The organism is Sphingomonas sp. Tas61C01 (genome assembly GCF_052567495.1).
In genome coordinates this window covers 1,823,696-1,850,453 of sequence record NZ_CP199583.1, presented here as the reverse complement: position 1 = coordinate 1,850,453, position 26,758 = coordinate 1,823,696, and the positions used below count along the sequence as shown (strand labels likewise).

At 61.4% G+C, this 26,758-nt stretch carries 19 protein-coding genes and 1 pseudogene; 9 read left to right on the top strand and 11 right to left on the bottom strand.

Annotation, left to right across the window (positions count from 1 at the left end; genetic code table 11):
- Positions 1-10: 10 nt before the first annotated feature.
- Genes ACT009_RS08630 through ACT009_RS08620 form a run of 3 tightly spaced genes read left to right on the top strand, consistent with a single transcriptional unit; the run spans position 11 to position 5,731 of the window.
- Positions 11-772 carry an ImuA family protein gene (locus ACT009_RS08630; RefSeq protein WP_445193922.1) on the top strand — a complete coding sequence of 254 codons (762 nt, stop codon included), beginning with the start codon at positions 11-13 and terminating at the stop codon, positions 770-772.
- The gene (locus ACT009_RS08625) at positions 687-2,471 is read left to right on the top strand and encodes a DUF6504 family protein (protein WP_445193921.1); all 1,785 of its coding nucleotides are present in this window, start codon (positions 687-689) and stop codon (positions 2,469-2,471) included. The genes ACT009_RS08630 and ACT009_RS08625 overlap by 86 nt, the downstream gene beginning before the upstream one ends.
- The gene (locus ACT009_RS08620; protein ID WP_445193920.1) at positions 2,468-5,731 is read left to right on the top strand and encodes an error-prone DNA polymerase; all 3,264 of its coding nucleotides are present in this window, start codon (positions 2,468-2,470) and stop codon (positions 5,729-5,731) included. Before ACT009_RS08625 ends, ACT009_RS08620 begins: the two co-directional genes overlap by 4 nt.
- A gap of 376 nt (positions 5,732-6,107) precedes the next feature.
- Here the strand turns inward: ACT009_RS08620 and ACT009_RS08615 are convergent, their stop codons facing one another.
- The 7 genes and pseudogenes from ACT009_RS08615 to ACT009_RS08585 form a co-directional block, all read right to left on the bottom strand.
- Positions 6,108-6,344: a helix-turn-helix transcriptional regulator gene (locus ACT009_RS08615; protein WP_445193919.1), complete on the bottom strand. Its 237-nt coding sequence runs from the start codon at positions 6,342-6,344 to the stop codon at positions 6,108-6,110.
- Positions 6,345-7,069: 725 nt separating this feature from the next.
- Positions 7,070-7,672, bottom strand: a pseudogene (locus ACT009_RS08610) (4-(cytidine 5'-diphospho)-2-C-methyl-D-erythritol kinase); the annotation flags it as partial.
- Positions 7,669-8,331, bottom strand: a complete 663-nt coding sequence (locus ACT009_RS08605) for a crossover junction endodeoxyribonuclease RuvC (RefSeq protein WP_445193918.1) — start codon at positions 8,329-8,331, stop codon at positions 7,669-7,671. The gene ACT009_RS08605 and the pseudogene ACT009_RS08610, both read right to left, overlap by 4 nt.
- A gap of 125 nt (positions 8,332-8,456) precedes the next feature.
- A complete protein-coding gene (locus ACT009_RS08600) occupies positions 8,457-8,939 on the bottom strand; it encodes a DUF3010 family protein (protein ID WP_445193917.1) in 483 nt (160 codons plus the stop codon).
- Entirely contained in the window at positions 8,936-11,557 is a 2,622-nt protein-coding gene (locus ACT009_RS08595; protein WP_445193916.1) for a DEAD/DEAH box helicase, read from the bottom strand. The genes ACT009_RS08600 and ACT009_RS08595 overlap by 4 nt, the downstream gene beginning before the upstream one ends.
- Positions 11,554-12,141 carry a tyrosine-type recombinase/integrase gene (locus tag ACT009_RS08590; RefSeq protein ID WP_445194048.1) on the bottom strand — a complete coding sequence of 196 codons (588 nt, stop codon included), beginning with the start codon at positions 12,139-12,141 and terminating at the stop codon, positions 11,554-11,556. Before ACT009_RS08590 ends, ACT009_RS08595 begins: the two co-directional genes overlap by 4 nt.
- A 1,114-nt stretch (positions 12,142-13,255) precedes the next feature.
- Positions 13,256-13,654, bottom strand: coding sequence for a hypothetical protein (locus ACT009_RS08585; RefSeq protein WP_445193915.1), 399 nt, complete (start codon positions 13,652-13,654; stop codon positions 13,256-13,258).
- Positions 13,655-14,131: 477 nt separating this feature from the next.
- Between ACT009_RS08585 and ACT009_RS08580 the strand changes: the two genes are divergently transcribed.
- The 4 genes from ACT009_RS08580 (at position 14,132) to ACT009_RS08565 (ending at position 20,013) form a co-directional block, all read left to right on the top strand.
- The gene (locus ACT009_RS08580) at positions 14,132-15,100 is read left to right on the top strand and encodes an HNH endonuclease (protein WP_445193914.1); all 969 of its coding nucleotides are present in this window, start codon (positions 14,132-14,134) and stop codon (positions 15,098-15,100) included.
- Complete coding sequence (locus tag ACT009_RS08575; RefSeq protein ID WP_445193913.1) at positions 15,097-16,839, top strand: methyltransferase domain-containing protein; 1,743 nt, start codon at positions 15,097-15,099, stop codon at positions 16,837-16,839. Before ACT009_RS08580 ends, ACT009_RS08575 begins: the two co-directional genes overlap by 4 nt.
- Before the next feature lie 346 nt (positions 16,840-17,185).
- Positions 17,186-17,998, top strand: a complete 813-nt coding sequence (locus ACT009_RS08570) for an alpha/beta hydrolase (RefSeq protein WP_445193912.1) — start codon at positions 17,186-17,188, stop codon at positions 17,996-17,998.
- A gap of 152 nt (positions 17,999-18,150) precedes the next feature.
- Positions 18,151-20,013, top strand: a complete 1,863-nt coding sequence (locus ACT009_RS08565) for a beta-propeller domain-containing protein (RefSeq protein WP_445193911.1) — start codon at positions 18,151-18,153, stop codon at positions 20,011-20,013.
- A 211-nt stretch (positions 20,014-20,224) separates the two neighbouring features.
- Here ACT009_RS08565 and ACT009_RS08560 read toward each other — a convergent pair whose 3' ends face one another.
- A complete protein-coding gene (locus ACT009_RS08560; RefSeq protein ID WP_445193910.1) occupies positions 20,225-20,818 on the bottom strand; it encodes an SRPBCC family protein in 594 nt (197 codons plus the stop codon).
- Between the two features lie 236 nt (positions 20,819-21,054).
- A complete protein-coding gene (locus ACT009_RS08555) occupies positions 21,055-21,660 on the bottom strand; it encodes a PEPxxWA-CTERM sorting domain-containing protein (protein WP_445193909.1) in 606 nt (201 codons plus the stop codon).
- Between the two features lie 231 nt (positions 21,661-21,891).
- Between ACT009_RS08555 and ACT009_RS08550 the strand changes: the two genes are divergently transcribed.
- Positions 21,892-22,986 (top strand): hypothetical protein, encoded by a 1,095-nt coding sequence (locus tag ACT009_RS08550; protein ID WP_445193908.1) that lies wholly within the window; start codon positions 21,892-21,894, stop codon positions 22,984-22,986.
- Positions 22,987-23,306: 320 nt separating this feature from the next.
- On the opposite strand, the gene ACT009_RS08545 is transcribed toward ACT009_RS08550, so the two are convergent.
- A complete protein-coding gene (locus ACT009_RS08545) occupies positions 23,307-23,522 on the bottom strand; it encodes a hypothetical protein (RefSeq protein WP_445193907.1) in 216 nt (71 codons plus the stop codon).
- Positions 23,523-24,320: 798 nt separating this feature from the next.
- Here ACT009_RS08545 and ACT009_RS08540 point away from each other — a divergent pair.
- Positions 24,321-24,668 (top strand): response regulator, encoded by a 348-nt coding sequence (locus tag ACT009_RS08540; protein ID WP_445193906.1) that lies wholly within the window; start codon positions 24,321-24,323, stop codon positions 24,666-24,668.
- Between the two features lie 233 nt (positions 24,669-24,901).
- On the opposite strand, the gene ACT009_RS08535 is transcribed toward ACT009_RS08540, so the two are convergent.
- Entirely contained in the window at positions 24,902-26,251 is a 1,350-nt protein-coding gene (locus ACT009_RS08535) for an amidohydrolase family protein (protein ID WP_445193905.1), read from the bottom strand.
- Positions 26,252-26,758 lie beyond the last annotated feature (507 nt).

The following is a 26,758-nucleotide window of genomic DNA, read 5'->3' as shown; positions in this document are numbered from 1 at the left end:
TTAGAACACGATGTCCGCCGCCCTCGATTCTCTCGCGCCAAGCATAGCGCACCTGCGGACGATCGCCACACCGGTGACCGACTACCGCGTGCTGCCGTTCGGCGTCGACGCGATCGACAGCCGACTTGGGGCAGGGGGCCTGCGCGCTGGTGCGCTCCACGAAGCGACCGCGCAGAGTGCGGCGCTGGTCGATGACGCGGCAACGACCCTGTTCCTTGCTGGGATCGCTGCGCGGGAGGCTGCGAACACCGGAGGTCTAGTCCTCTGGACGAGCTGTAGGCACGACCTCTACGCTCCGGCACTGGAGCAGGCGGGCCTCGCGTCTGCCAACGTCATCTATGCTCAGCCTGCGGACGATACCGCGCTTCTCGCGGTGATCGAGGATGCTGTCCGCGACGGCACGCCATGCGCCATTATCGCAGAAGCGAGCAAGGTGTCGATGGTGGCGACCAGAAGGCTGCAACTGGTGGCAGCAGAAGCTGACATGCCGGTTCTGCTGCTCCGACGGCGCCGCGGCCGTGACCAGGATCCCTTCTCCGAGCCTTCTGCTGCCTGGACGCGCTGGCGGATCGGCTCCGCGCCTTCGGCGCGGCTGGAGGTCGCAGGTGTGGGGAGAGCGCAGTGGTCGGTCGAACTCGCGCGGCAGCGTGGCGGTGCATCCTTCTCCCTAATTGTGGAGGGCAGCAATGAGACGGGTCGTCTCGCTGTTCCTGCCGAACTTGGCCATCGAACGGCTGAGACGGTTGGAACGGCCCGCTACGCGGCTGCCTGAGCGGCCCGCCCTGCAGCTGCCGGTCGACGACGACCCGGATGCCTGTTCGGTGCCGCGGGGCGGCGGCTGGCGCCCTGGTGCTAAGTGGGCACGATCCAGCGCGCAGTCGCGCGAGGAGGTCGGGGCACAGATCGCCACGTTGCCGGTTCACGCGCAGCCACCGATGCGTGAGCTTGGCCGGCGATCGGAAGCAGCAAGCCACCCGTACAAGGCGCCGACACCCGCTCTGCGGATCATCGCGCCTGCCCCGGCTCCGGTTCAACACGCGCCGCTCGCGCTTGTCGGAAAGGTAGGCAGGCGCGAGGAGGTGGTCGCCGCCTGCACCGGCGCGCAGGCACTCGGCATCCACCCCGGCATGGCAGCAACCCACGCCCGCGCGCTAGTGTCGGATCTCGACTTCCGTCCGGCCGAACCTGAGGCGGATGCGGCGCTGCTTGACCGCCTTGCGCTGCTGGCGGTCAGGCGCTGGTCCCCAATCGCGGCCGTGACGCCGCACGATGGCCTGTGGATCGACCTGGCAGGCTGCGAGCACCTGCATGGCGGAGAGGAACGGTTCTGCCGACGCTTGCTCGCCTTCTACCGGCGTGTTGGCTTCACCGCGCGCGTTGCCGTCGCAGACACGCCTGGCGCTGCTCATGCGTTGGCTCGCTTTGGCAAGGGTGACCTCATCCGCGTCGAAGCGCGCGGGACAGCGGACGCACTTGCTCCGCTGCCAATCGCGGCGCTTCGCCTCGCAGCCACGGCGCTAGCTGCCTCACGAAAGTTTGGTTTCGATCGCATCGGGGATCTGCTGCCGGTCGCGCGCGGGCCCTTAGCGCGTCGTCTTGGCCTGCCGGCGATCACCCGGCTCGATCAGGCGCTAGGCGGTGTCGCGGAGCCGATCACGCCGCGCGATGATCCAGAGGTGCCAGCGGCCGAGCGTCGGCTGCTGGAGCCGATCGGCACGGCCGAGGTGATCGAACAGGTCATGGGCGACCTGCTGCGCGATCTCGCCGTCGTCCTGCAGGCGAAAGGGCTGGGTGCTCGTTCGCTTCGCCTGACGTGCTTGCGCGTCGACGGCACCGAGCAGCTCGTGGCGGTCGGCACCTCTCGACCGACGCGCGAGGTTGGGCACCTCCTGCGGCTGCTCAAGCTCCGGATCGAGCGCATCGATCCTGGCATGGGCATCGAGCAGTTCGCTCTTGTCGCCCCGCATACGGAGCCACTGGACGCGGTGGATCTCGGTGCCGTCCTGGCAGGCGAAACGCTGGTGCGCGATCCGTCGCGGTTGGTCGACGTCATCGCCGGCAGGATCGGTGTGCGGTCCGTCTTCCGTTTCGCCCCGGTCGACAGCCATGTGCCGGAGCGAGCCGTCGCCTACTCCGACCCGAATGAAGTTCCCGGAAACTGGCCCGCTTGGCAACGTCCGATCCGCCTTTTCGCGCATCCAGAGCCGCTCCACCGAGTGATGGCATTGATGCCCGACCAGCCGCCACGTCGGTTTGATTGGCGGGGCAAGACCTACAAGGTTGTCGCCGGCGACGGACCTGAGCGGGTACATGGCGAGTGGTGGCGGCGTGATGCCGAGGTGTGGGCCGTGCGAGACTATTACCGCGTCGAGGACGAGACCGGCGGGCGTTTCTGGGTGTTCCGCCGCGGTGACGGTTTCGAGGACGATACAGGCGATCTGTCCTGGTGGATGCACGGGGTCTTCGGATGACCCACTATGTCGAGCTTCAGGTGCTCACCCACTTCTCGCTCCTGCGCGGAGCATCCAGTCCCGAGGAGCTGTTCGCGGCTGCGGCGCTGCTTGGCTATCCGGCGATCGGCGTCAGCGACATCGGGACTGTCGCCGGCGTTGTGCGGGCATGGGAGGCGCAGAAGGCGACCGGCGTTCGCTCGATCGCTGGCACTCGCGTTGATCTCTCCTGTGGTCGACGCCTGCTGCTCTACCCCACCAACCGCCCTGCCTGGTCTCGGATCACGAGACTGCTGACGGTCGGTAAGGGGCGGGCAGGGAAGGGCGGCTGCCTTCTACACTGGCATGACCTGGAGCCCTGGTCCGAGGGCGTTATCGCCATCCTGTTGCCGCACGAGGCTGATGAGGAGAACCTTGCGGCGCTGAAGGACCTGAAAGCCGTCTACGGGCGGCGAGGCTACATGGCGCTGTTCCAACGGCGCCGGCCGGGGGACGCAGTCCGGATCGATGCGCTTGCGCGCCAGGCGGGCGGCGCCGGCGTGCGCGCCGTTGTTACCGGGGACGTGCTGTACCATGCTCCCGAAGCGCGGCTGCTGCAGGACGTCGTCACCGCCGTCCGCGAGAAATGCACCGTCGACGAACTCGGCTACCGCCGCGAGGTCAACGCCGATCGGGCGCTCAAATCACCCGACGAGATGGTGCGGCGCTTCCGAGCTTATCCAGACGCGCTGCAGGCGAGCGTCGACATAGCGCGGATCTGCACGTTCGACCTTGGCGAGCTCCAGTATCAGTATCCGCATGAGAAGCTGATCAACGGGCTGACCGCCCAGGAGGCCCTTGAGCGCCTTGCAGATGAGGCCGTCGACCGGATGTTCGATGGTGACGTGCCGCAAGCGTACACCGACCAGATCACCCATGAGATGCGGCTCATCGGCGAGCTTGGCTACGCCCCCTACTTCCTGACGGTCTACGCGATCGTCCGCGAGGCACGCCGGCGCGGGATCCTCTGCCAGGGGCGCGGCTCGGCTGCGAATAGCTGCGTGTGCTTCGTGCTTGGCGTCACCTCGATTGACCCGATCAAGCACGAGCTGCTGTTCGAGCGCTTCGTGTCCGGAGAGCGCCGCGAGCCGCCCGACATCGATGTCGACTTCGAGCATGAGCGACGCGAGGAGATCATCCAGTGGATCTATGCGACCTACGGCCGCAATCACTCCGCGCTGACAGCAGTGGTCCAGCGGTATCGTGCGCGAGGCGCGGTCCGCGACGTCGGCAAGGCGCTTGGGCTGCCGGAGGATCTGACGTCTTCGCTCGCGGGCCTCGTCTGGGGCTGGTCGGCCGAAGGCGTCGGCGAGAAGCAGGTCGACGAGCTCAACCTCGACATTGGCGATCGCCGGCTGCGCCTGACACTAGAGCTTGCCCGCAAGCTGATCGGGGTGCCGCGCCACATGTCGCAGCATCCGGGTGGCTTCGTTCTGACCCATGATCGCCTCGACGACCTGGTGGCGATCGAGCCCGCCGCGATGGAAGATCGGCAGATCATCGAGTGGGACAAGGACGACATCGACGCATTGAAATTCATGAAGGTGGACGTCCTCGGCTTGGGCATGCTCGGCTGCATGAACCGCGCCTTCAACATGCTTGAGGCGGACAAGGGCCTGCACGTCGAGCTCAAGGATCTGCAGGACGACGACCCCGACGTCTACGCGATGATCCAGAAGGCCGACACGCTCGGCACCTTCCAGATCGAGAGTCGTGCGCAGATGTCGATGCTGCCGCGCATGAAGCCGCGGCGCTTCTACGATCTCGTCATCCAGGTCGCGATCGTCCGGCCGGGGCCGATCCAGGGCGACATGGTCCACCCGTATCTACGCCGACGCGAAGGGCTGGAAAAACCGGAATACCCGCGTCCTGAGCTACGCGCCGTGTTGGAGAAGACGCTCGGCGTGCCGCTCTTTCAGGAACAGGCGATGAAGGTCGCGATCGTCGGTGCTGGGTTCACGCCGGCCGAGGCGGATCAGCTGCGCCGCGCCATGGCGACCTTCAAGTTCACAGGTGGCGTGTCGCACTTTAGCGAGAAGCTTGTCGGGGGCATGGTCGAGCGCGGCTATCCGCGGGAGTTCGCCGAGCGAACCTTCCGCCAGCTCGAAGGCTTCGGCTCCTACGGCTTTCCGGAGAGTCACGCCGCCAGCTTTGCCAAGATCAGTTATGCGAGCAGCTGGATCAAGCATCATCATCCTGACGTGTTCTGCGCGGCACTGATGAACGCGCAGCCTATGGGCTTCTACGCGCCGGCCCAGATCGTTCGCGACGCGCGCGACCATGGCGTCGAGGTGCGGCCGCCCTGCGTGAATGCCAGCCGCTGGGATTGCACGTTGGAGAAGACCGGCGGGCGTTACCTTGCCGTGCGGCTCGGCCTACGGCAAATCCGCGGCCTGTCGAACGCTGATGGTGCGAAGATCGTCGGGGCGCGCGCCACCACCGCCTTCGAGAGCGTAGAGGACGTCTGGCGGCGATCGGGCGTCCAGCGCGCCGCGATTGAGAAGCTGGCGGATGGCGATGCTTTTCACGGCTTCAGCGTTGATCGCCGGCAGGGCCTCTGGAAGGTGCGAGGTCTTGGAGAGGCCCCGTTGCCGCTCTTTGCTGCGGCCGATCGCACCGCGGAGACCTTCAGCGCCGAGGGCGTGGAGCCCGACGTGGCGCTCCGGCCGCTCACCGACGGCCGTGAGGTGATCGAGGACTACCGCGCGCTCCAGCTGTCGCTCCGCGCGCATCCGCTGACGTTCGTGCGCGACGAGCTTACCCGGCGCGGGGTCACGAAGTGCGCTGATCTTGCAAGCATCCGCGACGGCCGCCATGCCGAGGTCGCCGGGATTGTTCTGGTCCGTCAGAAGCCGGGGTCGGCGAAGGGTGTCCTGTTCATTACGATTGAGGACGAAACCGGGATCGCCAACGGCATACTCTGGCCCGACCGTTTCGAGGCGCAGCGCCGAACGATTATGTCGGCGTCGATGGTTGGCATGAAGGGTCGGGTGCAGAAGGAAGGCGAGATCATTCATGTGATCTGCGACCGGATCATCGACCACGGAGATCTGCTCCACCGCGTCGGCGACATGTCGTTTCCGCACCGCACCGGCCGCGGCGATGCTGCGCAGCATCCGGGATCTCCAGATCGCGGTGAAAAGGGCTGGCAGCCGGAGCCGCGCAATCAGTATTGGCCGCCACACGCGGACGGGATGGATCCGGAGGAAGTGGTGCGGTTCAAGTCGCACGACTTCCACTGATCGATGTCTACGCTCCCGAGACACCAGCGCGTCGTGATCGCGCTGTCGGTGCACATTCTTCGATGTGGAGTAAGCCGCTGCACAGAATCTCGGGTCGACGTCCCTGAAATCAGATTGGCACTACGGTGCCTATTGCCGCACTGCCCTGAGAAGTGGCCGCTGGCTCTTTACTGGGATTCTGGATCTCAGACGAACGAAATCGGTCGAGCGCAAGGCGTAACTGCAGCATTCAACGGGATCGTGCGCCAGCTTCGTCGCGCCGGCTGCTATGAGGATGTGACGCCCCCGTGACGCACCGTCGTGTCCGTGACCGTAGATAGCTTGAACTCCGGGGCTGGAGCTACGCGGTTCCATAATCCCGCCGGGAACCCACGCATTAACGACTACGGAGTGGCGACGCGCTCGACTTCGCATCGATCCAATGGCAAATCTCACTTTCTCGCCAACGCGACGAGCGGGAGCCGATGAGCACCTGGCGAGGGAAGTCGCCCTCCTTGATCAAGTTGTAGATCGCGGTCTTTTTCAAGCCCGCCATGCTCATCACCTCTGACAAGCAAATCAGACGATCGCGATTATGATTGCAGGCAAAAGGCTTCGGGAGACGGCTTGCCATCACGAATCTCCGAAGACAGTGTCGCAATGTAGAATGGGCGCGATTCGAACAAACGCCGGGTGATCCGACCCCGGCAGGAGCCGTGGACGGGACCTGATTACCGACGGCCGACGCCGCCGATCTGGAAGAACCCAGTGCCAATTGAGATGGCGCCTATTTTCTACAGGCGTTGGCAGCTCGCAGCAGGCGAGCGATGGTGAAGTGACGGAGGCCGGCAGATCGCACCGACTCACCTTGCTCCGGTTCTTGCATGCCGTCGAGGATGGCATTGCGTGTCGATGGGATCGATCCCTAAGCCAACGATTATCGTAGCCAGTCACTGGCTCCAAATAGCGAAGTTCTTGCCATAGCACTTGCACCTTCATCTGCACTAATCCTTCACAGGTAATAAAATCATCCGAGGATACGGTTTGTCGAAACCGTCTCGACCGGCATGTAGATACATGTACCGTCGTTCCGGACAAAGAGATCATTTTACATGGTTCTTATCCGGTAATGTTAGGTACTATTAACCTCCACAGGCCTACAAGTAAGCCAGACTTATCAGGTCGAGAATAAGGGGCAAAATATGTAAACTCTTAGTAACATAGGCGTAAGCTAAACTAGCGATGGAGGCGACTCGCGTATCAATTTGGGAAAAGCGCCAGAAAAAAGTTCATTGCTAGGTGATCGTCGTGCGAGCGCCGGCACACTTTTTAGAAGCGGCAGCCCATCGTATCGGTCGCGAGGTTGCCTTCAGGGATCGGGCCGCGATCGATGCCGTCCCAGCCGGCGAATACGGCGGCGGTGGAAACCGCCACGCCCGGATTGACGAGAAGCAGCGGCGTGCCGGCGAGGCCGTCGAGCGGGATCAGCGTGTCCCCCCTGCCCGTACCGAGCGCGGTTCGGCCCGCGAGGCAGGCGGGTATGTCGGCGCCGAGGCTGGCGGCAATCTGGATGAGGCGCGGATCGGCAGGGTCTATTTCGTGAAGGCGGGCGAGTGCGCGCAGCGTCGCGGCGGCGTCGGCGGATCCGCCACCGATACCCCAGGCGATCGGCAGATGCTTGTCGAGGACGATGGCGTGGCGATCCTTCACTCCGAAGGTGGCGGCGAAGGCATCGGCTGCACGGGTCACGAGGTTGGCCTCGCGGCCCTGCCCCGGCTCCGGTCGTAGCGCGTCGGCGAACAATCCGGTCACGGCGAACGCGTCGGCGTCCGATCGGGCGATCGTCACGGTGTCACCATTGGTCGCGAAGGCGAACAGCGTCTCGATCTCGTGATAGCCGTCCGGGCGCCGCCGGCGGACGTGGAGCGCGAGATTGATCTTTGCGGGCGCGGTCGATGTCAGCGGCCGCGACCTATTGCTTGCTGAAGGGCGAGCAAATCGCGGAGCTGATCGCTTTGCAAAGCTGTATAAGCTACGGCGAGTGCGTCCGCTTGATGTTCTGCTGCAAGCGTCACGTGGCGAGCACGGTAGCTCAGATCCATCCGATTTTGGCGCCCGGACGTTGGCCACTGTACGTTATCATTTTGCGTTACCTCGAGCGCCCAGCGGATAATGTCTTGCTTCTTTGCGGCCGCATTGCCTGTGACCGCCTTCTTGATCTCCTTCGGAAGGACCTCCAAGAGCATAAAGTCAAAGCTTGCAATGACGCCAAGCGTTACGCCGAAGTTGAAGGAGGGGCGTGCATATGGTGACGTGCTGATCATTTCGTTGGCGGCAACAGTGATCCCAAAGCGTTGGACGACCTCTTGCAAGCCATGACGCAAGATCCTCGCTCGCCGTAGATCGTCACTCGTCCGCCGGACCTGTGTATGATTGTCCCGCTCGGTGCAGATCGTTCCCAGTTCTAACGTTCTCACCAGCCTCCTGCTGGCCAGATCCGCTTCTACGACCGCGTAGCCGGTGTTGCTCAAGCCTGGATCAATGCCAAGGAGTGTAATGTACGTAGATGCTGCGCTCTCCGGATGCGGATCCTTCGAATACCGTGACGTTCTTTCCTTCATCTAGCCCCCTTGTCTCACCCTTTGTAATCGATCTACGATGCTACGTTCTGCCGCAAGAGGAATATGCACCTCGCCTGGAGCAAATTATATCTTATACACGCCTGACAGTATTATGTTTCAGATCATCAGGCAGTACTCGCGCAGCAATCAAGCATTGTAACTCGATCCAAGTGAAATGAAGCAGCAAGAATCGCCCTATGTTGCTTCTCGGCGTCGAGGCGGTTCAACCGCTGGCGATCGACTCCTGGCACATGGATGTCATCGCGATCACCAAACGCACGAAGCTTACTTGGATGAACGTCGAAAATCTCGGGAACAGCTAACTTGATGAGAGCTTCGATTAGGTAGTTAGTAGCAGGCGCTGTGTAGGTGCCGCTTCGGGGCGATGGCACGATCGTCGCAGATCGAACCTGCCTCTTATCCAGAAACTGCAACAGGAAGGTAGCGAACATGCGGAGCTCGATTTGGCTTGTTCCAGGTAGTTCAATCTCTCCCGAGCGAGACTTTATTAGCCGAACTCGACCTGCTGCGTCCTGCGCGATCGTGGCAAAGTAGGCCGTGCCGGCGGACAGGATGATGCCTGTCGCACAGCGTTGATTGCTGTTCATGCGACTGCTTCCAGCGCCCGGATCTGCCCGTCACATGGCGTCCAGATGGCTAGTTTCCAATTCTGACCGGTCGCTTGTAGCTGTTCATGTGGTACCCAGGCGTTGACCCCTGGACTGCTTTCATAGCGGTACATGACGACGTCGTGATCGGCGTGACTCAGGAGCTGAGGTTCAAGCAATCGTCGTTCATGCGCTTGCCCTTTGCTGATCACGCCAACCTCGCTGCCAGGTGCGAAGATCTGGTATTCGCCCGCCTTGAGGACGATAGCAGGCGAAGCGGCCGGAGAGGTCGCTTTTGAAAGGTGCTCAAACCATTGTTGGAGCTTTGTGGCGAGTGCTGACGGCAGGAGCGCATCTTCCCCCGCGACGTCAGCTGCCCGGCCTAGTCGATCGATGTAGACCGGCAATCGATCAAAAAGCGGGGCTGACAACCGTAGGCTACCGTAGATGGTGTCGTAGATGCAGATCGCATCGTCTACCCGCACCGGACCTGAGGGGTGTTGTATTGCAACGCACGTTTCAGCGAAATCGATGTCCTTGGATTGCACACATTGATCGCGCGTGAGCATCTCCTTGAAAGCGCGTGCGACCGTTCGACGTGTTTCGATATGCTGAGGACTGGAACCGGCAAACCAAGGCTCGCTGATCTGGATCAGCACTCCCGTACTGGCGAAATCACGCTGCTTGCGCGTCATTCGCGCATCAGTTTTGCGTAGATCCTTGTATAGCAGCGTAGCGCGCGCCGTGCGAAACCCTTCCACGGATTCATAGATCTGCATCTGCAGCTCGCCGAGATAGCCACGATCACCCGCCATCTCACGTTGTTCAATCACGTCCTCTTGCGTACGCGATGCGTTCACCTGCTTGCGTAAGAGCGGCAACGTCGGCTCAGCTGAGCGAACGTGTTCGAGACGTATCGACCGGTCGAAGCTTGTCGATCGCCACTCCCTGATTTTGCAGGCCTGTCTCAGATGGAAATATGTCGCTCCAGGGTAGGCCTCGCGGATTGCCTGATGATGGCCAATTGTGCCGAACCGCTCGGATGAGCCTCTCAAGTCCTTCAACGAGAAATTAGTCTCACAGACATGCCTGAGTGGATAATTGAGGTGCGGGCCGTCGGCGCCAATCGCAGCGATCATATCCAGCGCTCGCGGTCGCGCGGCACCTGGCTTCGCCATCTCGAGCATGCGCGCGAACCCATCCGGCCATTCGATGTCGCTGGGCAGACCACTCTCGCCGTCTAACGCGTCGATTTCGTCAAGAAGACAGCGGGCCTGCGCAAATTGGATCGACGCATTGTCTAGGTACAGGCTTGATTGTTCCGCTTCGCCCGCTTGAAATTCCTCTAGGCTCGAACCGAGTTGAGCAAAGCTGATCGCCGGCGCGATCACTGCAAACAGACCGGGTCGCGTTCGCCCGACCCGGCCCGCACGCTGCTGAAAAGTCTTCCGCGAACTCGGCACGCCGATGGTCAGCCCAATCGCAAACTGCGGTATGTCGATCCCGAGCTCAAGAGCTGACGTCGCAACAACGCCACGCAGGGTGCCGTTACGCAATGCCACTTCGATCTGGCGTCGATCAGATGCCTCATAGCCGCTTCGATATGGCAAGACGTCGTCACGCCCGATTAAGCGAGTGATCCGCTCAACGCCTTGGCGAGAATCGTGAAACACAATGACGGCTGCCGTGCCCATCAGCGGGGTCAAAGACCTCACAACATCGGCGGCAAACCGCTCAGCTCCGGCGCCGTGAGCGGGTCCATCGACGTGGAGCAGAGTCCGCTCAGCGGCGGGAGCGCCGTTGTCGACATCTGCCACAACCGTGCAGTGTCGCCCGGTAAGCCGATGCATGTGGTCTGCCGGATTAGCGATGGTTGCAGTGGCCCCGATGATCTGGACCGGTCGAGAAGAGGTGCCCAAGAACCTCTGCGCGCGGGCTTGCGCTGCCGCGATACGTCGCATCAAGTACGCGCAGTTGCTTCCAAGCTCCCCCTCGAGAGCATGTGCCTCATCGATGACTAGGTAGCGTAAGCGAGCGAGAAACCCGCGCACGGCCGGTGTGGCGACTTGGCGCATAAGCCAGCTGTGAATAACGTCAGGAGTCGCGACGATGATGCGCGCGCGATTTAGGAGATCAGCCCGCTCGTTCATTGGGGTATCTCCGTTGATTTCTGCAAGGAGAGACCGCGGCAAGCCTGCTGCATCCAAGGATCTGATCCAGTGGGTGCATTGATCGGCCGCAAGCGCCTTGAGCGGGTAGAGCGCTAGCGTTAGGCCGCGCCCTTCCAGAAGCTCGCGAATCGTCGCAGCTTGGAAGATGAAGGATTTGCCTGAGGCAGTCGCCGTCGCCACCACCACGTCGTCGCCCGCCGCGATCGCCTGGAGCGCGACACTTTGATGGTGTCGCAAGTCCTTGCTCCCGACCATCGTGTGGATCCACGTTCGGAGGACGTTGGTTTGGAAAGCCGCAGGCGGCGCGCGATAGCGCGCTTCACGCGCTGGAATCTGAATTTGACTGACGATCTCAATCGTAGCCGAGTTGAGTACGAGTTCGAGAGGCGAGGATCCCTCGAATGCGGCCTCTGCTTTGGGCGTTATAGCCACTGCCGGCTTCGTCATATTGCGTTAACCAGGGCGCCAAGGTTCGGCAGAGGATCTATATAGAGAGCCGTAGTTTCCAGACGCGCATGACCCATCAGGCGCTGTAGGTCATTAATCGACCCATTTACGTCCTTGAGCAGAGCATTTATATTTGTGGCGAATGTCCGACGCCCTGAGTGACTAGACGCCCCCTTAAAGCCAACTTCCTTGAAGAGGTGGTGAAACCACTGAGCTAGTGCGTTCGCGGTCATACTCTTGCGGCCTTTTTGCGTTCGCGACGTAATCGCGACGAAACGCGCCCTCGGGTAAGTGGCCTGGAAGCAGAAGAGCGCTACGCGTATTTCGGGATGCATAGGTACTTGTCGCGCTTTATTGCGCTTGGCGATCCTACCAGGAATCGAGATATATTTAGCAGCACGTCCTGACGCATCCGTCATGTCGGAAACTTGAAGCCTTGCGATTTCGCAGGCCCGCAAACCCGCTCTAAAAGACAGAAGTAATTTCAGAGCGTCGCTCTCGGGTTGGCGGCTTCGTTGGGCAACGTAAGCCTCAACCAAAAGAAACTGTTCCTCAGTCAATATCTTGGCACGCCGGCAGGGCATTTGGCTCTCCATGTTGTTGGTGATTCGTCAAATAGAACATGAGATTCAAATTACGCAAGTATATAGATAGTTAATGCAGGCGACCTATTCTTAAGATTAACCTTAATGACAAGATCTAAGCTATGTCACAATTTCAATTAGGTATCCAGTTATCGAGATTTCACCCTCAATACTAGGGTTCACGACCAAGAAGGAATTGTGAAGAGGGTGGCACTCGGTTCGCACCGCTCGCGGCACAGTATCGCCAAGGGCTTGAGCATGAGCATCTGGCGGTCGACCCTGCATCCGAAAATACATCGACGATCGGAAGGGAGCGACGCCGTCCATGTCGCTCCTGAACAGCTAACTCCAGGTCGCATTTACCATCAGCGTGCGTCCCGTGCGCAGAGGAACTTCGTGGCCGTCGTTTACGCATTTTCTTTGGTGGACCGAGCGGCTTGGGCCGAGTCGCAAGGAGTGGCCAAAAGAAAATGGTCATTCTCTTTAAACATGCCAAGAACCCCAGAACTCTGCGGTTTTGGCTCTTTACGGATCCGCGCGGATCCGGCGAATCCCAAAACGAGAAGGCGACGGCGGCGGGGGCCAGTTCGGTGGGCATGGGGTCGCCCAGGCACATCCCCATTGCCGTCGAATTTCGTCGCGGCTTCTGCGGATTGCCGGCCAGATAGCTAAGCTGCACCGCACAATTCAGAACGACTGCACGCGAAGCGGTATATCGCGGGCTAGGCGGAGGATCACCGAACGCCGCTTCCAAGCACAAGCTGGGGCGGTTTAAATCCGGCCTGACCGATTCCTCAGCGCGTTTGGCGCTATCAGCGAACCTCGCGTCTCGGCGAATGAGGTTAGTCTGGTAGGTGGATTGCCGGTGAAGAGCCAAAATGGATGGCGCGCCACGAAGGGGACGGCAGCGACGCGCTTACTTAAGTAGAGCGTTGGCGGCATTCTACATGCGCGCCGCGAACTGATGCGAGTTGATAACCTTCATGCGACCGGGCTACTGAGTAGGCTTCAACTGAGGCCAACCAACCTTGGCGGGTCGGCTGAAAGCGCGACTAGAATGGCCTCTAGTCGCGCGATCAAAAATCTAAAAGGGGCAGGGCAAGTCCTACGAAGATTACCAGGCGGTGCCGCCGAAAATCCCAGCCTGACCACCCGGCACGATTGGGGGGAGTTCGGGCAAGATGCCGACGAAGAAGAGCTTTTCCCATGCACCGGTCATATAGAGCGTAACGTTCACGTTTTCGCCGCGCATATGGACGGTCATGCGCGGCTGGTCATAAGCCCAAAGCCGAAAAAGATCCCATGGCTGGTCCGAGGGACTTGGCGTCTGGCCGGCGCTCGACTTGCTCGTATACTCGGGGACGATCAAGGCATCCCAGGTCGCAGGCTGATCGGTGATGAAGCGGGCATCACGGTGAACGTCGGTATAAATCTTGTCGGCACGACGACCAAAGCGAGGGTCGAGATTGCGAACCTTGTTGATAATGATGCGCGAGCGATCTTCGAGATTCATATGATCTTTCTGTCTGGGAGGGAGGATGGGCCCGCAACCACTTCGTGGTGCCGGTAAATGCAGCCAACTTCGTATGATGGTCGCGCTGCGAGCTGACCAGCTGCCGCTGCACATGCTAAACGCCCTATCGGCGGATCGCACATCAGCGCATGTGGTAACGCTGGAATTTGTTGGCAGCAACGATCAGGCTTATGCCATGTAAGAGCCGATCTGTCAATAGCAATATGGGTAAAAAAACTTAGTAGAGAAAGAAGAGTGGTGCATGTTCGGAAGACTATGTCGCACCTAAACTAGTGACAACTTGTGAACCGATCGCGAACTATCTCGTGGAATTCCACCAGCGCAACCTGCTAATCCAGCGGCGCGAAGCGCGCCTTTCACGGCAACTGTAACCCAGGCCCTGGCGTTGGAGGCAGCATCTGCCCTTCCGGATTGAGCCGTTCGATCCACGACAAAGTGCTCCACGATCGCTGACCGTTGAACGTCGTCAGCAAGGTTGCTCCAGCTCGAGAACCGCGTCACGCTCCTGGCATGAGGGGTGTGTTCGAAATCAGCGGTGCATCGCGCTACGACGACCTGATCGCTGAGCGGTACCATTTCCCACGCATCTACCTGCGCGCAGCTGAGGCATGCATCGGCGATTGGATTATCTACCGCGAAACCGGCTCGGCGGGCGGGCGCAAGGCCTATGTGGCGGCCGGCCTGGTGCACAGCATCGACCCGGATCCCGCTGACCGCACGCTCTTCTACGCCCGCATCAGCGACTTCATCGAATTCGATCGTCCCGTGCCATATCGCGATCCGGACGGCCGCTTTCTTGAGCGTATGCTGCGCGAGCTGGACAATCCCGCCATCGCTGGTCGGACGCTACGCGGTCGATCGGTTCGCGCCATTGATGATGCCGACTTTGCCGCCATCGTAAACGCCGGCTTGATCGACACGCTATCACCCGAACATGCGATCCGGCTCGAACTCGATCCCCGTCACATCGACGCCGCCACGGCCGCATTGCTGGCTTTGCCGCCCGACGAGCGGCGCGTGGCGCAGCTGCTGGTGAACCGTAAGGTGCGCAGCGCCGCCTTCCGTGGCCACGTGCTCGACGCTTACGACAACCGTTGCGCGGTGACGGGACTCCGTATGGTCAATGGTGGCGGCAAAGCCGAAGCTCAGGCCGCACATATCTGGAGCGTCGCCGATGGCGGGCCGGACATCGTGCAGAACGGCATTGCTCTGTCCGCGACCGCGCACTGGTTGTTCGACCGCCACCTCATCAGCCTCGACGATCAGTGCCGGCTGCTGGTGTCGCACAACAAGGTGCCGTCCGAGCTCATTCGGCTGTTCCCACAACCAGGCGAGCGCGTTCACCTACCTGTCGATCCACGGCTCCACCCGCACCCCGACTATGTCGCCAGGCACCGTGCTCGTTTCGCGGGCCTCGAGGCTTGAACAGCTACCTCGACGTCGTTGCTGCCTATGACGGCCAAGCCGACAAGCTAGCCGAGCGGTACGAGGCGATATCGTCCGAGGGTATGCTGGCGGAGGTGTTGCCGGTCATCCCACACGACAGCGACCGCAAGCTGGCGCTCGACGTCGGCGCCGGCACAGGACGTGACGCGGCCTGGCTGAGCTCACTCGGCTACGAGGTTGTGGCGGCCGAGCCTGCTGCAGGTATGCGCCGGATCGCAGCCGAGAAGCATGGAAGCCACGGCATCCGGTGGGTGAGTGATGCCTTGCCCTCGCTCGACCATGTCCATGGGCTGGGACTTGCCTACGATCTCGTGCTGCTGTCAGCCGTCTGGCAGCACGTAGCGCCTGCGGATCGGCCCCGCGCGTTCCGCAAACTCGCCACGCTGATGAAGCCGGGCGGCGTGCTGGTGATCACACTGCGCCACGGTCCCGCCCCATCCGGCATGCAGATGCACACGACGTCAACCGCCGAGATCGAGGGACTGGCCCGGGCGCACGGGCTGGAGGTGCTACGGGTTGCGACCTCCAGCGATCAGGGCGGGCGCCCCGGTGTGACCTGGAACGTCATGGCACTGCGTATGCCTGATGACGGCACCTGCGCCCTCCCGCTGTTGCGCGGCATCGTTCTATCCGATGAGAAGTCGTCCACCTACAAGCTGGCGCTACTTCGCGCCGTGGCGCGCATCGCCGAATACGCGCCCGCTGCGGCCACACCGACGCCTGATGGCCGCGACGCGGTCGAGGTGCCGCTTGGCCTGGTCGCACTGAACTGGCTAAGGATTTATCTGCCGTTGGTGCGAGCTGGACTTCCGCAGATGCCGGGCAACGTCGGCACCGAGAAGCTAGGGTTCGCTAAGGATGGCTTCCAAGCGCTGCTGGCTCTTGGCACGGCACCAACAGAACTGCGGGTCGGAGCGACATTCACCGGCGAGCAGGCTCAGGCAGTCGCTTCCGCGCTCTCCCGCGCTGCTTACACGATCGCCAAGATGCCGGCGACCTTTACCCGCTTTCCGAACAGCGACACGCAGGTCTTCGGCGTCAGCCGTGGGCGGCGGAGTGCTGCAATGCCGACCGTGCTCGACCTTCAGACGCTGCGCAGCTGGGGTCTGGTTGAGGTGCCGGGACACCTCTGGCGGGCTATGTCGCGCTATGGTTCTTGGATCGAACCCATGCTGGTGGCCGAATGGTCCCGCCTTACCCGCGTCTACGGCGATCGCATGGGTTTGGCAGTTGCGTCCGGCGTAGCGGAAGCGGCTCTAGCCTGGGCAGAGCCAGTTCGCACCACCGCCCTCGGCCGCGATGTTGCCCAGCGCCTTCTCGCTCGCGGGCGGCTGGTGGAATGCGTCTGGACGGGAAAGCTGTTGAAGCCGAACAGCTTCGACATCGATCACTGCCTGCCATGGTCCGTCTGGCCGTGCGGTGATCTGTGGAACTTGATGCCGGCGCACACCCGGGTCAATCAGCACGAGAAGCGTGACCGGCTACCGTCGGCTGCGGCGATGGCGAATGCGCGGAATCGCATCATCGGCTGGTGGGAGGCAGCGTATCTGGAGGATGACGCGCTTCGACCTCGTTTTCTGCGTGAGGCCGCTGCGGCACTGCCACTTAACGAAGCTGTAGGCACGACAGCTGTCTACGATGCGCTGGACTGGCGACGCCTGCGATTATCGCAGGACCAGCAGGTGCCGCAGTGGACACCGGCGAGCGCAATGACCTGAACGACCCACAAGGCGACATTCGGTCGCGCGTCTGTGAAGCCCAACTTCAGACCTCCATTCATCTAGTCGCAACGGTCTAAGAGGCGTTTGCTTGGATTGCGGCGAAGGCGGAGGGAGGTCAGATCTCGCCTCTGCAGAAACGCAGCGCATATTCGCTTCCGCCGCGCCCCCACTTCTGGTTGAGCCTAACAAGCCCCCAAGCGCCACTTTCTACGCCGTCGTAAGGCGAGTTGCCGCACCCATATCTGGGGTCGGGCCCCTCAACGCAGATCCTCGCATTGCGAACATTGCTGCCATAGAGTTCGCGCCTGCCGGTTTCTCACGAGCAGCATCGATTTGAGGTCTTATGACGTTGCCTTGGAAAATTGCCTCAAGCGTGCTCATTGGGCTTTGCGCCATCTACCTTGGAGCCTTAGCTCTCCTCTGGTGGAAGCAGCGAAGCTTCATCTATCCGGTACCGGCCGTTAGCGGCGCAGCTCCAGTTGTTGATCAAGGAAGTCACCCGGTTCGGCTTGCGACCGAGGACGGCTACCATTTGCACGCGATCTATCGCCCGGCACGATCAGGCTTGCCGACGATCGTTTTTTTTCATGGCAACGGTGACTCGCTGGCTGGTAGTCAGCAGGCAACCAGAGTTTTGGCGGCGCTAGGCTATGGGCTCTTGCTGCCCGAGTATCGCGGTTACGGCGGCAACGAAGGAGTGCCCAGCGAAACCGGTCTGTACCGCGATGGCAGAGCGACGTTGCTCTGGCTTGTGTCCGAAGGCATTCCGGCCGAGCAAACTATCGTGATCGGCAACTCGCTCGGGTCAGGAGTGGCAACGGAGATCGCTGCAACGAACCACGTCGGCGCACTAATCCTGATTTCTGGGTTCACCAGCATGCCGGACGTGGTTCAAGCGCATTTACCCTACGTTCCGGCTCACTGGCTTGTGCTTGATAGGTATGAGAACCTGCGGAAAATATCTGGCGTTCAAGCGCCGGTACTGATCCTCCATGGGTCAGAGGATACGCTGATTACAACGAAACACGCTGTGTCGCTTGCACATGCGCGTCCGGGCGCAAGCTTACAGCTGATGCCCGGGTATGGCCACGAGTTGGCCTATACTGACAAGTCGCAAGAGCAGATTGCCAGGTGGCTGCGTCGCGCCCTTAGATGATGCCCGAACACTAAGGCCAGAAGCTCCCCGGGCACGTAATCAACATCGGCTAGGCGTCAGCCACGCGTACTTGCCCTTCTCGACGTATGAGATAAGATAACATCAAATCCAAGGAGGGCAGCATGCGGAGCTCGTTACTCGTATCGGTCATCTTGATCCTGGCAGCCGGCTGCTCAGCACCCGCCGCTGAAAGCCGCAACCTTTCTCCCCGCGCGATGAGCGCGTTTGCCAACGACCGGGAGTTGGCTGCTTTCATGCGTCGCGTGGCAGCCCGGAAGCCAGTCCGACACATAGTCACCTATGACGTTGAAGCTCCACCTCCGCCGGCCGCTGTCGCGGCACCGGCAACCGAAGCAGCGGAAGACGTGGTAGTGACCGGGACGAAAGCTGTGAGCATCACCAACACGCAGGAAGCCGATGTCGACGAAGGTGGCATCGTCAAGGTCGCCGGCAACCACCTCGTGATCCTCCGCCGCGGACGGCTCTTCACCATCTCGCTCGCGAACGCAGGGATGCGGCCGGTCGATCACATCGACGCATTTCCGCCAAATACCTCGGGCGACGCATGGTATGACGAGATGCTGGTGAGCGGTGACCATGTCATCGTCGTCGGCTTCAGCTATGAACGCGGCGGCACCGAGATCAATCGCTTCCGTATCTCAGCCAGCGGAAAGCTGCGATTTGAAGACAGCTACCACCTGCGCTCGAACGACTACTATTCCGCCAGCAACTATGCGTCCCGCCTGATCGGATCGACGTTGATTTTCTACACGCCGCTCGACCTCGACGCGGCCGAGCCGCTCGCGGCGCTGCCAGGGCTCCAACGCTGGACGGGCGATCGCACCGCGCCGTTTGCGCGAACGTTGCCCGCAACGCGATTCTATGTACCTGAGCCGATGCGACGGCGGCCGAGCGGCGATCTCTCGACGCTCCATACCGTGACTCAGTGTGACCTTGTAGCCCCGCGGATGAGCTGCCGCGCTACCGCTGTCCTTGGTTCAACTTCACGAACCTTCTACGTTTCTGGCGAGGCAGTTTACGTCTGGACTGACCGCGGCCGCGACAGCCGTGCTCGCTCCGGCGCGTTCGTGTATCGACTGCCACTTGACGGATCGACGCCCGGCGCGACCCAAGCCTGGGGCGGGCCGATTGATCAATTCTCGTTCAAGGAAGATCGCTCGGCACGGCGTCTGAACGTCGTCGTCCGCGCCGACAGCGCTGGCGATGCAATGTGGCGGTCCGAACGAACGGAGGGTGCAACCGCGTTGTTGACCTTGTCGACGGCCTTATTCGGCGACGGATCACGCTTCGCGCCTGCTGCCGCTTATCGATCGCTGCCGGTCGATCAGAACGCCTGGAGCTTTCACAATCGCTTCGTCGGCCCGAACCTGATCTACAGTGCTGGTGAGTTCAACGAGCACAGCGGCAGCATGCCGGTCTACGCGGTGCCCTTGAGCGGTGGCCCGATTGCACGCATCCCCGTACCACATGGGGTGGATCGCATCGACGTGATCGGTAGCGACGCTATTGCCATAGGCAATGACGCCAAGGAACGTCTTGGGTTCAGCGCGATCGAGCTGGTAGGAAGAGCGCAGCGTGGGGACACCTACTTTTTGCCCGCAGCGCACGAGGGCGAGCGGCGCAGCCAGGCGTTTTTTTTCCGTCCGGACAACGGAAGCGCCGATGGTGCTTCGGGGATGCTCGGTCTTCCTGTGTCTCGCGATTTGGGCAACTTGCCGGCAATGCGCTTCCTCGGCTCCGGCTCCGCAATAACGTTCCTGCGGCGAGACGCTAGACGCTTTTCCCCGGCCGGCGAACTGGTAGCGAACGCGGAACGCGCGCGCGACGACGCATGCAAGGCGTCGTGTGTCGACTGGTATGGAAACGCACGGCCCATCTTCCTGAACGATCGCGTTTTCGCGATGATGGGTTACGAACTGGTCGAGGGACGCTCCGCCAGCGGGCTGATCGGCGAGCGCTCGCGCGTTGACTTCGCGCCAAGAAACGAACGCTGATCAGGGCTGATCTAAGCGCTGTCGGCAGCTATTCAGCAGCACACTGTCTGACCAGCTCATCCGGCATCTGAATGGGCGGTTGCGTACCGCGGAAGGCAACCAGACGCGGACTGGCGGCTACTCCATAAGGTGGCCACGTGCGCACCAGCTGCGAAGACCCAGATCCGGACGCTCAGCACCGTTTCGCCCGATCCCCAAACCCGACATCCGTTCAGGGGGGACCAACGGTGTTGCCTGCCCGTTCGGCTTTCTGCTTCAGGTCGTTCAACACCCGGGACAGGTTGATCCGAATAGCCAGCTTAGCCAGCGGCTCCCAGTAGAGCACCGGCTCGATGCGCATGACGTGGCGAGCGTCGACGTCCAGCCGGGTGCTTCCGCTCGCAAGCGGGGTTAACGTGAAGCGAGTTGCACCAGTGTTGAAGTAGCCCTGCACGTGCGGCGAATGGACGCGGCGATAGGGGCTCATTTCCTCCATGGCGGGCGGCTGCGCGAGCACGGTGAAACCGAGCCGGCGGTAGGGTACCCATTCCGTCACGCGCTCGCGCGCGAGGCCGGTCGAGAACTCGCCCAAGCGGATCGTGCCGACGCCCTGACCTAGCAGCCGACCGCGCATGGGGTATGCTAGGCCCGCGAGGCCGACCAGACCGGGGCCGGCTGCGATAGCGCCGCCTCCAGTGAGCGCCGACCATACCGCCTCGGGCGGTGCCGCAACGTCGACCGACGCATGGCTGGCGATCGGAAGAACAGGCGGCACGGCTGCCTCCAACGCGAACAAGGGCGTCTCCGGTAGCGGACGCGTGTTCATGTCACGTCGGGGACGCACAAGGCTTGGAAGTGTTAAGGCAGATGCGGTGCAATCTACGGCTGTTCGTGGCTCTCAAGACACAAAAGTTGCTTGTCGCCTCCGGTAGATTGCGTCCCGAGTAGCCGACAGCGAAGCATTGTCTCTGACGAGGCACAAGGCCGCCGCCAAGCCCCTCCCCCCGCTCCTCCAGTACGCAAGAGGCGCGGCGTTGAAGAAGATATCAACGTCGGCTTTAGCTAGGCCAGACGCGCCGCAATCCTCGCCGGCCTCCGCCGTAGCGCGCTCGCCAAAAGCGCAAACCCTCCGACCATCATCAGCCAGGTCGATGGCTCGGGCAGCGCGGCTGCGATGCGAGTGCCAGTAAGCCGCACATTGTCGATCCGTACGCCTTCGAGACGTTCAGAAGCACGGCTGCCGCTTAGCGCCAGGCTGAATCGGATGTTCAGGTTTGCGCGGTTGTTGGCAAGCGACGACAGTTTGATGCTCTCGGTGCCTCCGCTGGCGCCAAGCCTGTGGACCTCGCTTCCAAAAGGCGTGGTCACGAAAAGGCGGTCTGCCGCGTCAGATGGCAACAATGGTCGCCACGAATAGGTAAGTACGATGTCTTCGAACCCGATCGTGCTGATGGACTGACTAGCCGAGGCGCTTCGATCGCGCAGGAGCAGGCGATTAGCGTCGATAGCTACATCATCCGATTGCGCGTTCCCTTCCCGCCAGACATCTTGCGGAAAGGAAGCGGGCGCTCCTACACGGGTGCTGTCGCTACGATTAAAACTGTCGAAGAAGATGGTTGCCGCCGACGCCGGTGCCGCGGACAGAAGGCTCAGGCCGATCAGCATCATGGAATGTCTGGTCACGCGATTTCTCCCTGCTTGCCGATGTGCCGCGAGCAGGAGCGGCGCATCTGCGACATGGTCGTTCCAGCCATGTCTTCAACAAGGAGACGCGATAGGATCAACAAAGCGGACATCGCGCTGTGAGGCGCAGGCGGCAGACTTGCCCACTTGATGGCAGCCACCAACAGTTGACCTCCACGTGTTTGAACCACAGGCTGCCCTGACGGGAGAGGCGACATGTATAGCGAAAGCGACGTTCAATCCGCGGTCGATGCGGGTGCGATCACAGCGGAAGCTGCAGTGGCACTGCGCGAACATGTCGCCTTGGTTCACGCAACGCCCGCGATCGATGAAGAGCACTTCCGGCTGATTACAGGCTTCAACGACATCTTTGTCTCGATTGCATGCCTCCTCGTCGTGTTCGCCGCAGCCGCCGTCGGAACAACCTTGATTGGTGCGCCTATCGGCGGACTACTCGTCGCCATCGTGGCTTGGATAATGGCGGAAACGTTCACTCGGAGGCGGCGGATGGCACTGCCCTCGATCATTCTCCTGTTGGCTTTTGTAATCGGCTTGGGTTTCGCGGCATTCAGCGGGCTTGATGAAGCGCTTACCAAGCACGCCGTGGACGTCGTCTATAGGTTGGGCAACCAGCAGTATCATTACCGGTCGTGGGGCCACTTTCCGTGGCAAACGGCGTTGATGGCGCTCGGTGGCGCCGCTTCAGCCGCCCTCGGCGCCTTGCTGCATTGGCGCCGCTTTCACGTGGCCATCACCATCGCGGCGGTTGTGGGCGCGTTGGCGCTTTGCGTGCTCGCATCAGTCGCAGCGGTCCGCAACGTGCCCGTCGACGACAATGCTCTTCTTGCACCGGCCGCTCTCACATGCGGGGTAGCTGTGTTCATCTATGCGATGCGCTGGGACATGGCGGATCCCTCGCGGACGACACAGCGCTCAGATATTGCGTTCTGGCTCCACTTGGTGGCGGCTCCGTTGATCGCGCATCCGCTGTTCTACTGGCTCGGAGTGACAAACGGGAAGAGCATCACTCTGCTCGCAGCGTGCAGCGTCCTCGCGATATACGTTGTGTTCGCCATCATAGCGCTCGCCATCGATCGGAGGGCCCTGTTGGTTTCTGCGCTGGCCTATGTCTTGATGGCACTTGCACAGCTGTTTCGTAGCTACGGCGCCATCGAGCTCAACGTGGCTCTGACCGCCTTCATCATTGGCACCGCTCTGCTGGGACTGTCCGCGTGGTGGCACCTCATCCGTAAGCAGTTGGTAGACCGGCTTCCCCAAGGCTTGCGAACGAAGCTGCCGCTAAACGCCTGAGACGAAGGTGGCTACCTTGCAACATCGTCACGACTCGCGAAGACTCGAGCACGAAGACAGCGAAATCTATGGGACTTGAAAACCGGCAGCCCACCTCAACCCGAGTTCGGCCATTTAGCAAGCTTCGAGGGCTTCCTGAAAGCTGATACTCATGCAAGATGAAGCGAAGTCAGAGTGGATAGCTAGGAAAGTAGAAGCTCGCGACCATGTTCCACAGCGACCCCGCTGGTCCTAAGCTGGTGACGAAGCTAGCAGAGCAGTTGTGCACAGCGAAGACACGCGCATCCTCGCGCACAAGGACGTAGATCTCATGACCCGGCTTAGCTGGTCTTTCTCGCCGAGTAGATCGCATCCTTTGCTTTCCCGAAGCCTCTAAGAACCAGCCAGCCCGTCGCGTATGTCAGAACTATCGGCGTGATCGCGCGGACTGCGAAGCCCGCGATCGCGCCGCCAATTGCTCCGTCGACGGTCGAATCATCGCCTTCTGCGCCATCGATCGCACTGCCGATCGCTGCGCCAATCAGTGAACTGAGCATGGAGCGCCTTTCATTGTGGAACCGCAAAAGCGATTGCGCCTGCCAACGGTTCCTCGGCAGCGTTGCCGGGTTAACGGCGATATGTTACGAAAGTGGCTGAGCGTTCAGGCCAGCTTCGACCTAATCGGCAAGCCAACGTTAGTGATGGGGCGCTGCGCTTTGCGGAACTCCGGGGCGAGCTGGCGTAGTAAACGGAACGTGGCAGAGTTGTGGCGGCGGTTGTGGGTATCTACGCAGGACGAGCCGGAGACCTAATCGTGAGCTGCCGTTTTTAGGTCAAACGCGTTCGTGTAAGCGGCGTTGATGATCGATCTCAACCGCGCCGCTGGGGCTTCGATACTCATCCCTCAAACGAGCGGGGCTCGCTATGCCGCTATGCACTCTTCAGCATACGCCGCGTTCAGCGTTGTACGATCCATCGCTGGAACACGGGAATGGTGGCGCGCCATGAACCCGATGAGCGCCTGTCGAGCGGCGAAGCAAGGCGACGACGCATAGCGGTTGCTTAGCATGCGCGTACCCATGGTCGAGCGCTGCTGCGGCAAGATCGACGGCTTCGTCCTCGAACCCGAGGTGATCGGCGACTGTGCAGGAGCGTCTTTAGATCGTAAAAGGCATCACAGTTCGCTGGCATCGCGTGGTTCTGACAGCTTAAGGCCATTGGCAGCAAGCGAGCGCGCCCGATGACAGTTCTACCGCGGCAGCTTGGCATTTGCGCCGATATCGGTCCGCAATCCGGGGAGGGGAACCTGGCATATTCCAAGCCGTTGAAAGGCGATCGCTTTTGGAAGGCCGCCTATGTGCCACGTGCTAATTATCGAAGACGAGCCATCGATCGCGTTGTTGATAGAAATGGTGCTAGAGGAGGCTGGTGCGACATCTTGCGATGTTGCAGTTACCCAAGATGACGCGATCGCAGCGGCCCGAGCGCACCCGCCCCACGTTATTACCTCCGACGTTCGGCTCATCGAGGGAACCGGACCGCTGGCCGTGGCGGCAATCTGCTCCGAGCTAGGCCAGCTTCCAGTGATCTACATCACGGCCAATCCCGATGCGTGCGAGCCACGGGCGGAGGCCAGTGCCATTATCGCCAAGCCGATCCCGATCACGACGCTAATTCGCACGTTTTCAAATCTATGTAACTAACAGGATCATGCGATTGGTCGGCGCTGAGAGCTAGCCGCTGATCGACCGCGTCGCCTAGTTCATCCCAGCGTTTGGCGGCGGCGAGAGCATAGCGGTGTTATTCAGCGAGCAGGCTTCATCTTTAGACGAACCAGAACCCGACATGGCGAAGCGCTGACAGGAACAGCGGCACGCTGACGAGCGCACCATCACGAAGAATAACAGGACTACCGCTGAGATCAGGGTCGTATCGTCTACGCTTCAGGAAGCCGGTTCTTCCAGATCTTGCCATCCTTGATGATGACGGCGAGGTTGCGATCATAATCCTTCAGCACCCCGATGTCCTGCGTCGGATCGCCCTCGACAAGCAACATATCGGCCCAGGCGCCGCGCTGGAGAACGCCGAGCTTGGCGTCCTTGTAAGGGTTGCGCTCGCCGCTGAGCGCGAACAGCTCGCAATTCCCGGACGTGGCGATCTGCAACGTGCCGACGTTGCCGAACACCTTGGCGAAACGGGTAAGCAGGACGGGCTGGTTCTTCGTGCCCTCGGGCTGGAACAGCAGGTCGGTGCCGAACGCCACCCTCGTGCCCGCTGATTTGGCCCAGCCGGCGACACGGTCCCAATGGCTGGTCGGTTCGGCCTTCCTGATCTGCTCGGGCGTGAGCGGATTGTCCCCCGCCTCGAAGGGCTGGAGGCTCAGCCACACGCCCTTGTCCGCCATCATCTTGAGCGTCGGCTGATCGACCATATGGCCGTGTTCGATGGAGCGGACCCCTGCTTCGAGCGCGCGCCGAATACCGGGAACGGTGTAGACGTGCGTGCAGACATACGTTCCCCAGTCGCCGGCGGCCTGCACCGCGGCGCGGATTTCCTCCAGTGTATATTGGAGCGTGTCGATCGGATCGGAGTCCGAGATGACGCCGCCTCCCAGCGCCAGCTTGACCTGGCTTGCGCCGCGCTTGCACTGCATCCGAACGGCCGCCGCCACCTCGGGCACGCCGTTGGCGACGGTGAAGGCACCGATCTGCTCGAACCACGATGGCGCGCCGCCGAGCGCGACCGGCCGATCATAGGCGGGCCCAAAGTCGCCATGGCCTGCCGTCTGCGAGATCAGCGCGCCGCTTGGAAAAACGCGGGGTCCGGGGATAACGCCGCTGTCGATCGCCTGCTTGAGGCCAAAGGTCGGCCCGCCGGTGTCGCGGATCGTGGTGAACCCTCGCATCAATGTTCGCTCGGCTTCCGCGACGGCGTTGGCGTACATCAGGCCGGTGTCTGCCGCCTCCATGTTCGCCAGCGTGTTGGGCGCGAACACCATGTGCCAATGGGCATCGGTCAGGCCCGGCATGAGCACGCGACCACCGCCGTCGATCACCTGCGCGCCGTCCGGTGCCTGTATTGCTCCGGACGAAATTTCGGCGATCTTGTCACCGTTTACTAGAAGGTTTCCGCTCCGATGCCTATCATCGATCCCGTCGAAGATGCGGACGTTGCTTATCAGTAGGCTTTGCGGCCGCTGCGCCTGTTGCGCTCGCGCAATCGCTGGCATTACCAGTGAGGCTGACGCCGAGGCCAAAAAGGAGCGGCGCGATAGGCTCGTGTTCATCGTCAAGCTCCCCAAAATTCATCGACACGTCAGTACCGTCTTAGCTGTTGACGATACACAGGCAGAGACTGCCAAGCCTACGACGCGAACGACGATCGCTTCGTAATGGAGAAACCGGATGATTTTGACCCTGGCAAGTCGGTCCAGCATTTCCACAGGGTTCCGAGTATCAAAACTCCGGATTAAAATACTGGTCCTCAGGCCGGCATTGCCGCACCCATGGCTTCATCGACCCACAAAACGACGTTCAGGGTGAAACTGCCGCTGCTTACAAGCGGACGTTTGTTCACAGCATCCCGGACATGTTGTCGTGGCAGCCTGGGAGCTGACGCGGAGGCAGTGTGCCGGGTGCCGGGTGCCGGGTGCCGGGTGCCGGGTGCCGGGTGCCGGGTGAGCATCGTGGCTGATCCGATCCGCACGATGATAGATTGCAAATAGCGGAGCCTGCCGTAGTGTCGACATAACACACCAAGTGATCGGTAGCGTCATGACGTTCTTACGAATTCG

Bases quoted from the DNA above. Each gene is read 5' to 3' on its own strand.
- ACT009_RS08625 (WP_445193921.1), top strand. From the start codon at position 687: ATGAGACGGGTCGTCTCGCTGTTCCTGCCGAACTTGGCCATCGAACGG.
- ACT009_RS08550 (WP_445193908.1), top strand. From the start codon at position 21,892: ATGTATAGCGAAAGCGACGTTCAATCCGCGGTCGATGCGGGTGCGATC.
- ACT009_RS08570 (WP_445193912.1), top strand. From the start codon at position 17,186: ATGACGTTGCCTTGGAAAATTGCCTCAAGCGTGCTCATTGGGCTTTGC.
- ACT009_RS08615 (WP_445193919.1), bottom strand. From the start codon at position 6,344: ATGGCAAGCCGTCTCCCGAAGCCTTTTGCCTGCAATCATAATCGCGAT.
- ACT009_RS08590 (WP_445194048.1), bottom strand. From the start codon at position 12,141: ATGCCCTGCCGGCGTGCCAAGATATTGACTGAGGAACAGTTTCTTTTG.
- ACT009_RS08600 (WP_445193917.1), bottom strand. From the start codon at position 8,939: ATGAACAGCAATCAACGCTGTGCGACAGGCATCATCCTGTCCGCCGGC.
- ACT009_RS08545 (WP_445193907.1), bottom strand. From the start codon at position 23,522: ATGCTCAGTTCACTGATTGGCGCAGCGATCGGCAGTGCGATCGATGGC.
- ACT009_RS08630 (WP_445193922.1), top strand. From the start codon at position 11: ATGTCCGCCGCCCTCGATTCTCTCGCGCCAAGCATAGCGCACCTGCGG.
- ACT009_RS08595 (WP_445193916.1), bottom strand. From the start codon at position 11,557: ATGACGAAGCCGGCAGTGGCTATAACGCCCAAAGCAGAGGCCGCATTC.
- ACT009_RS08585 (WP_445193915.1), bottom strand. From the start codon at position 13,654: ATGAATCTCGAAGATCGCTCGCGCATCATTATCAACAAGGTTCGCAAT.
- ACT009_RS08540 (WP_445193906.1), top strand. From the start codon at position 24,321: ATGTGCCACGTGCTAATTATCGAAGACGAGCCATCGATCGCGTTGTTG.
- ACT009_RS08620 (WP_445193920.1), top strand. From the start codon at position 2,468: ATGACCCACTATGTCGAGCTTCAGGTGCTCACCCACTTCTCGCTCCTG.
- ACT009_RS08555 (WP_445193909.1), bottom strand. From the start codon at position 21,660: ATGATGCTGATCGGCCTGAGCCTTCTGTCCGCGGCACCGGCGTCGGCG.
- ACT009_RS08605 (WP_445193918.1), bottom strand. From the start codon at position 8,331: ATGAAGGAAAGAACGTCACGGTATTCGAAGGATCCGCATCCGGAGAGC.
- ACT009_RS08560 (WP_445193910.1), bottom strand. From the start codon at position 20,818: ATGAACACGCGTCCGCTACCGGAGACGCCCTTGTTCGCGTTGGAGGCA.
- ACT009_RS08535 (WP_445193905.1), bottom strand. From the start codon at position 26,251: ATGAACACGAGCCTATCGCGCCGCTCCTTTTTGGCCTCGGCGTCAGCC.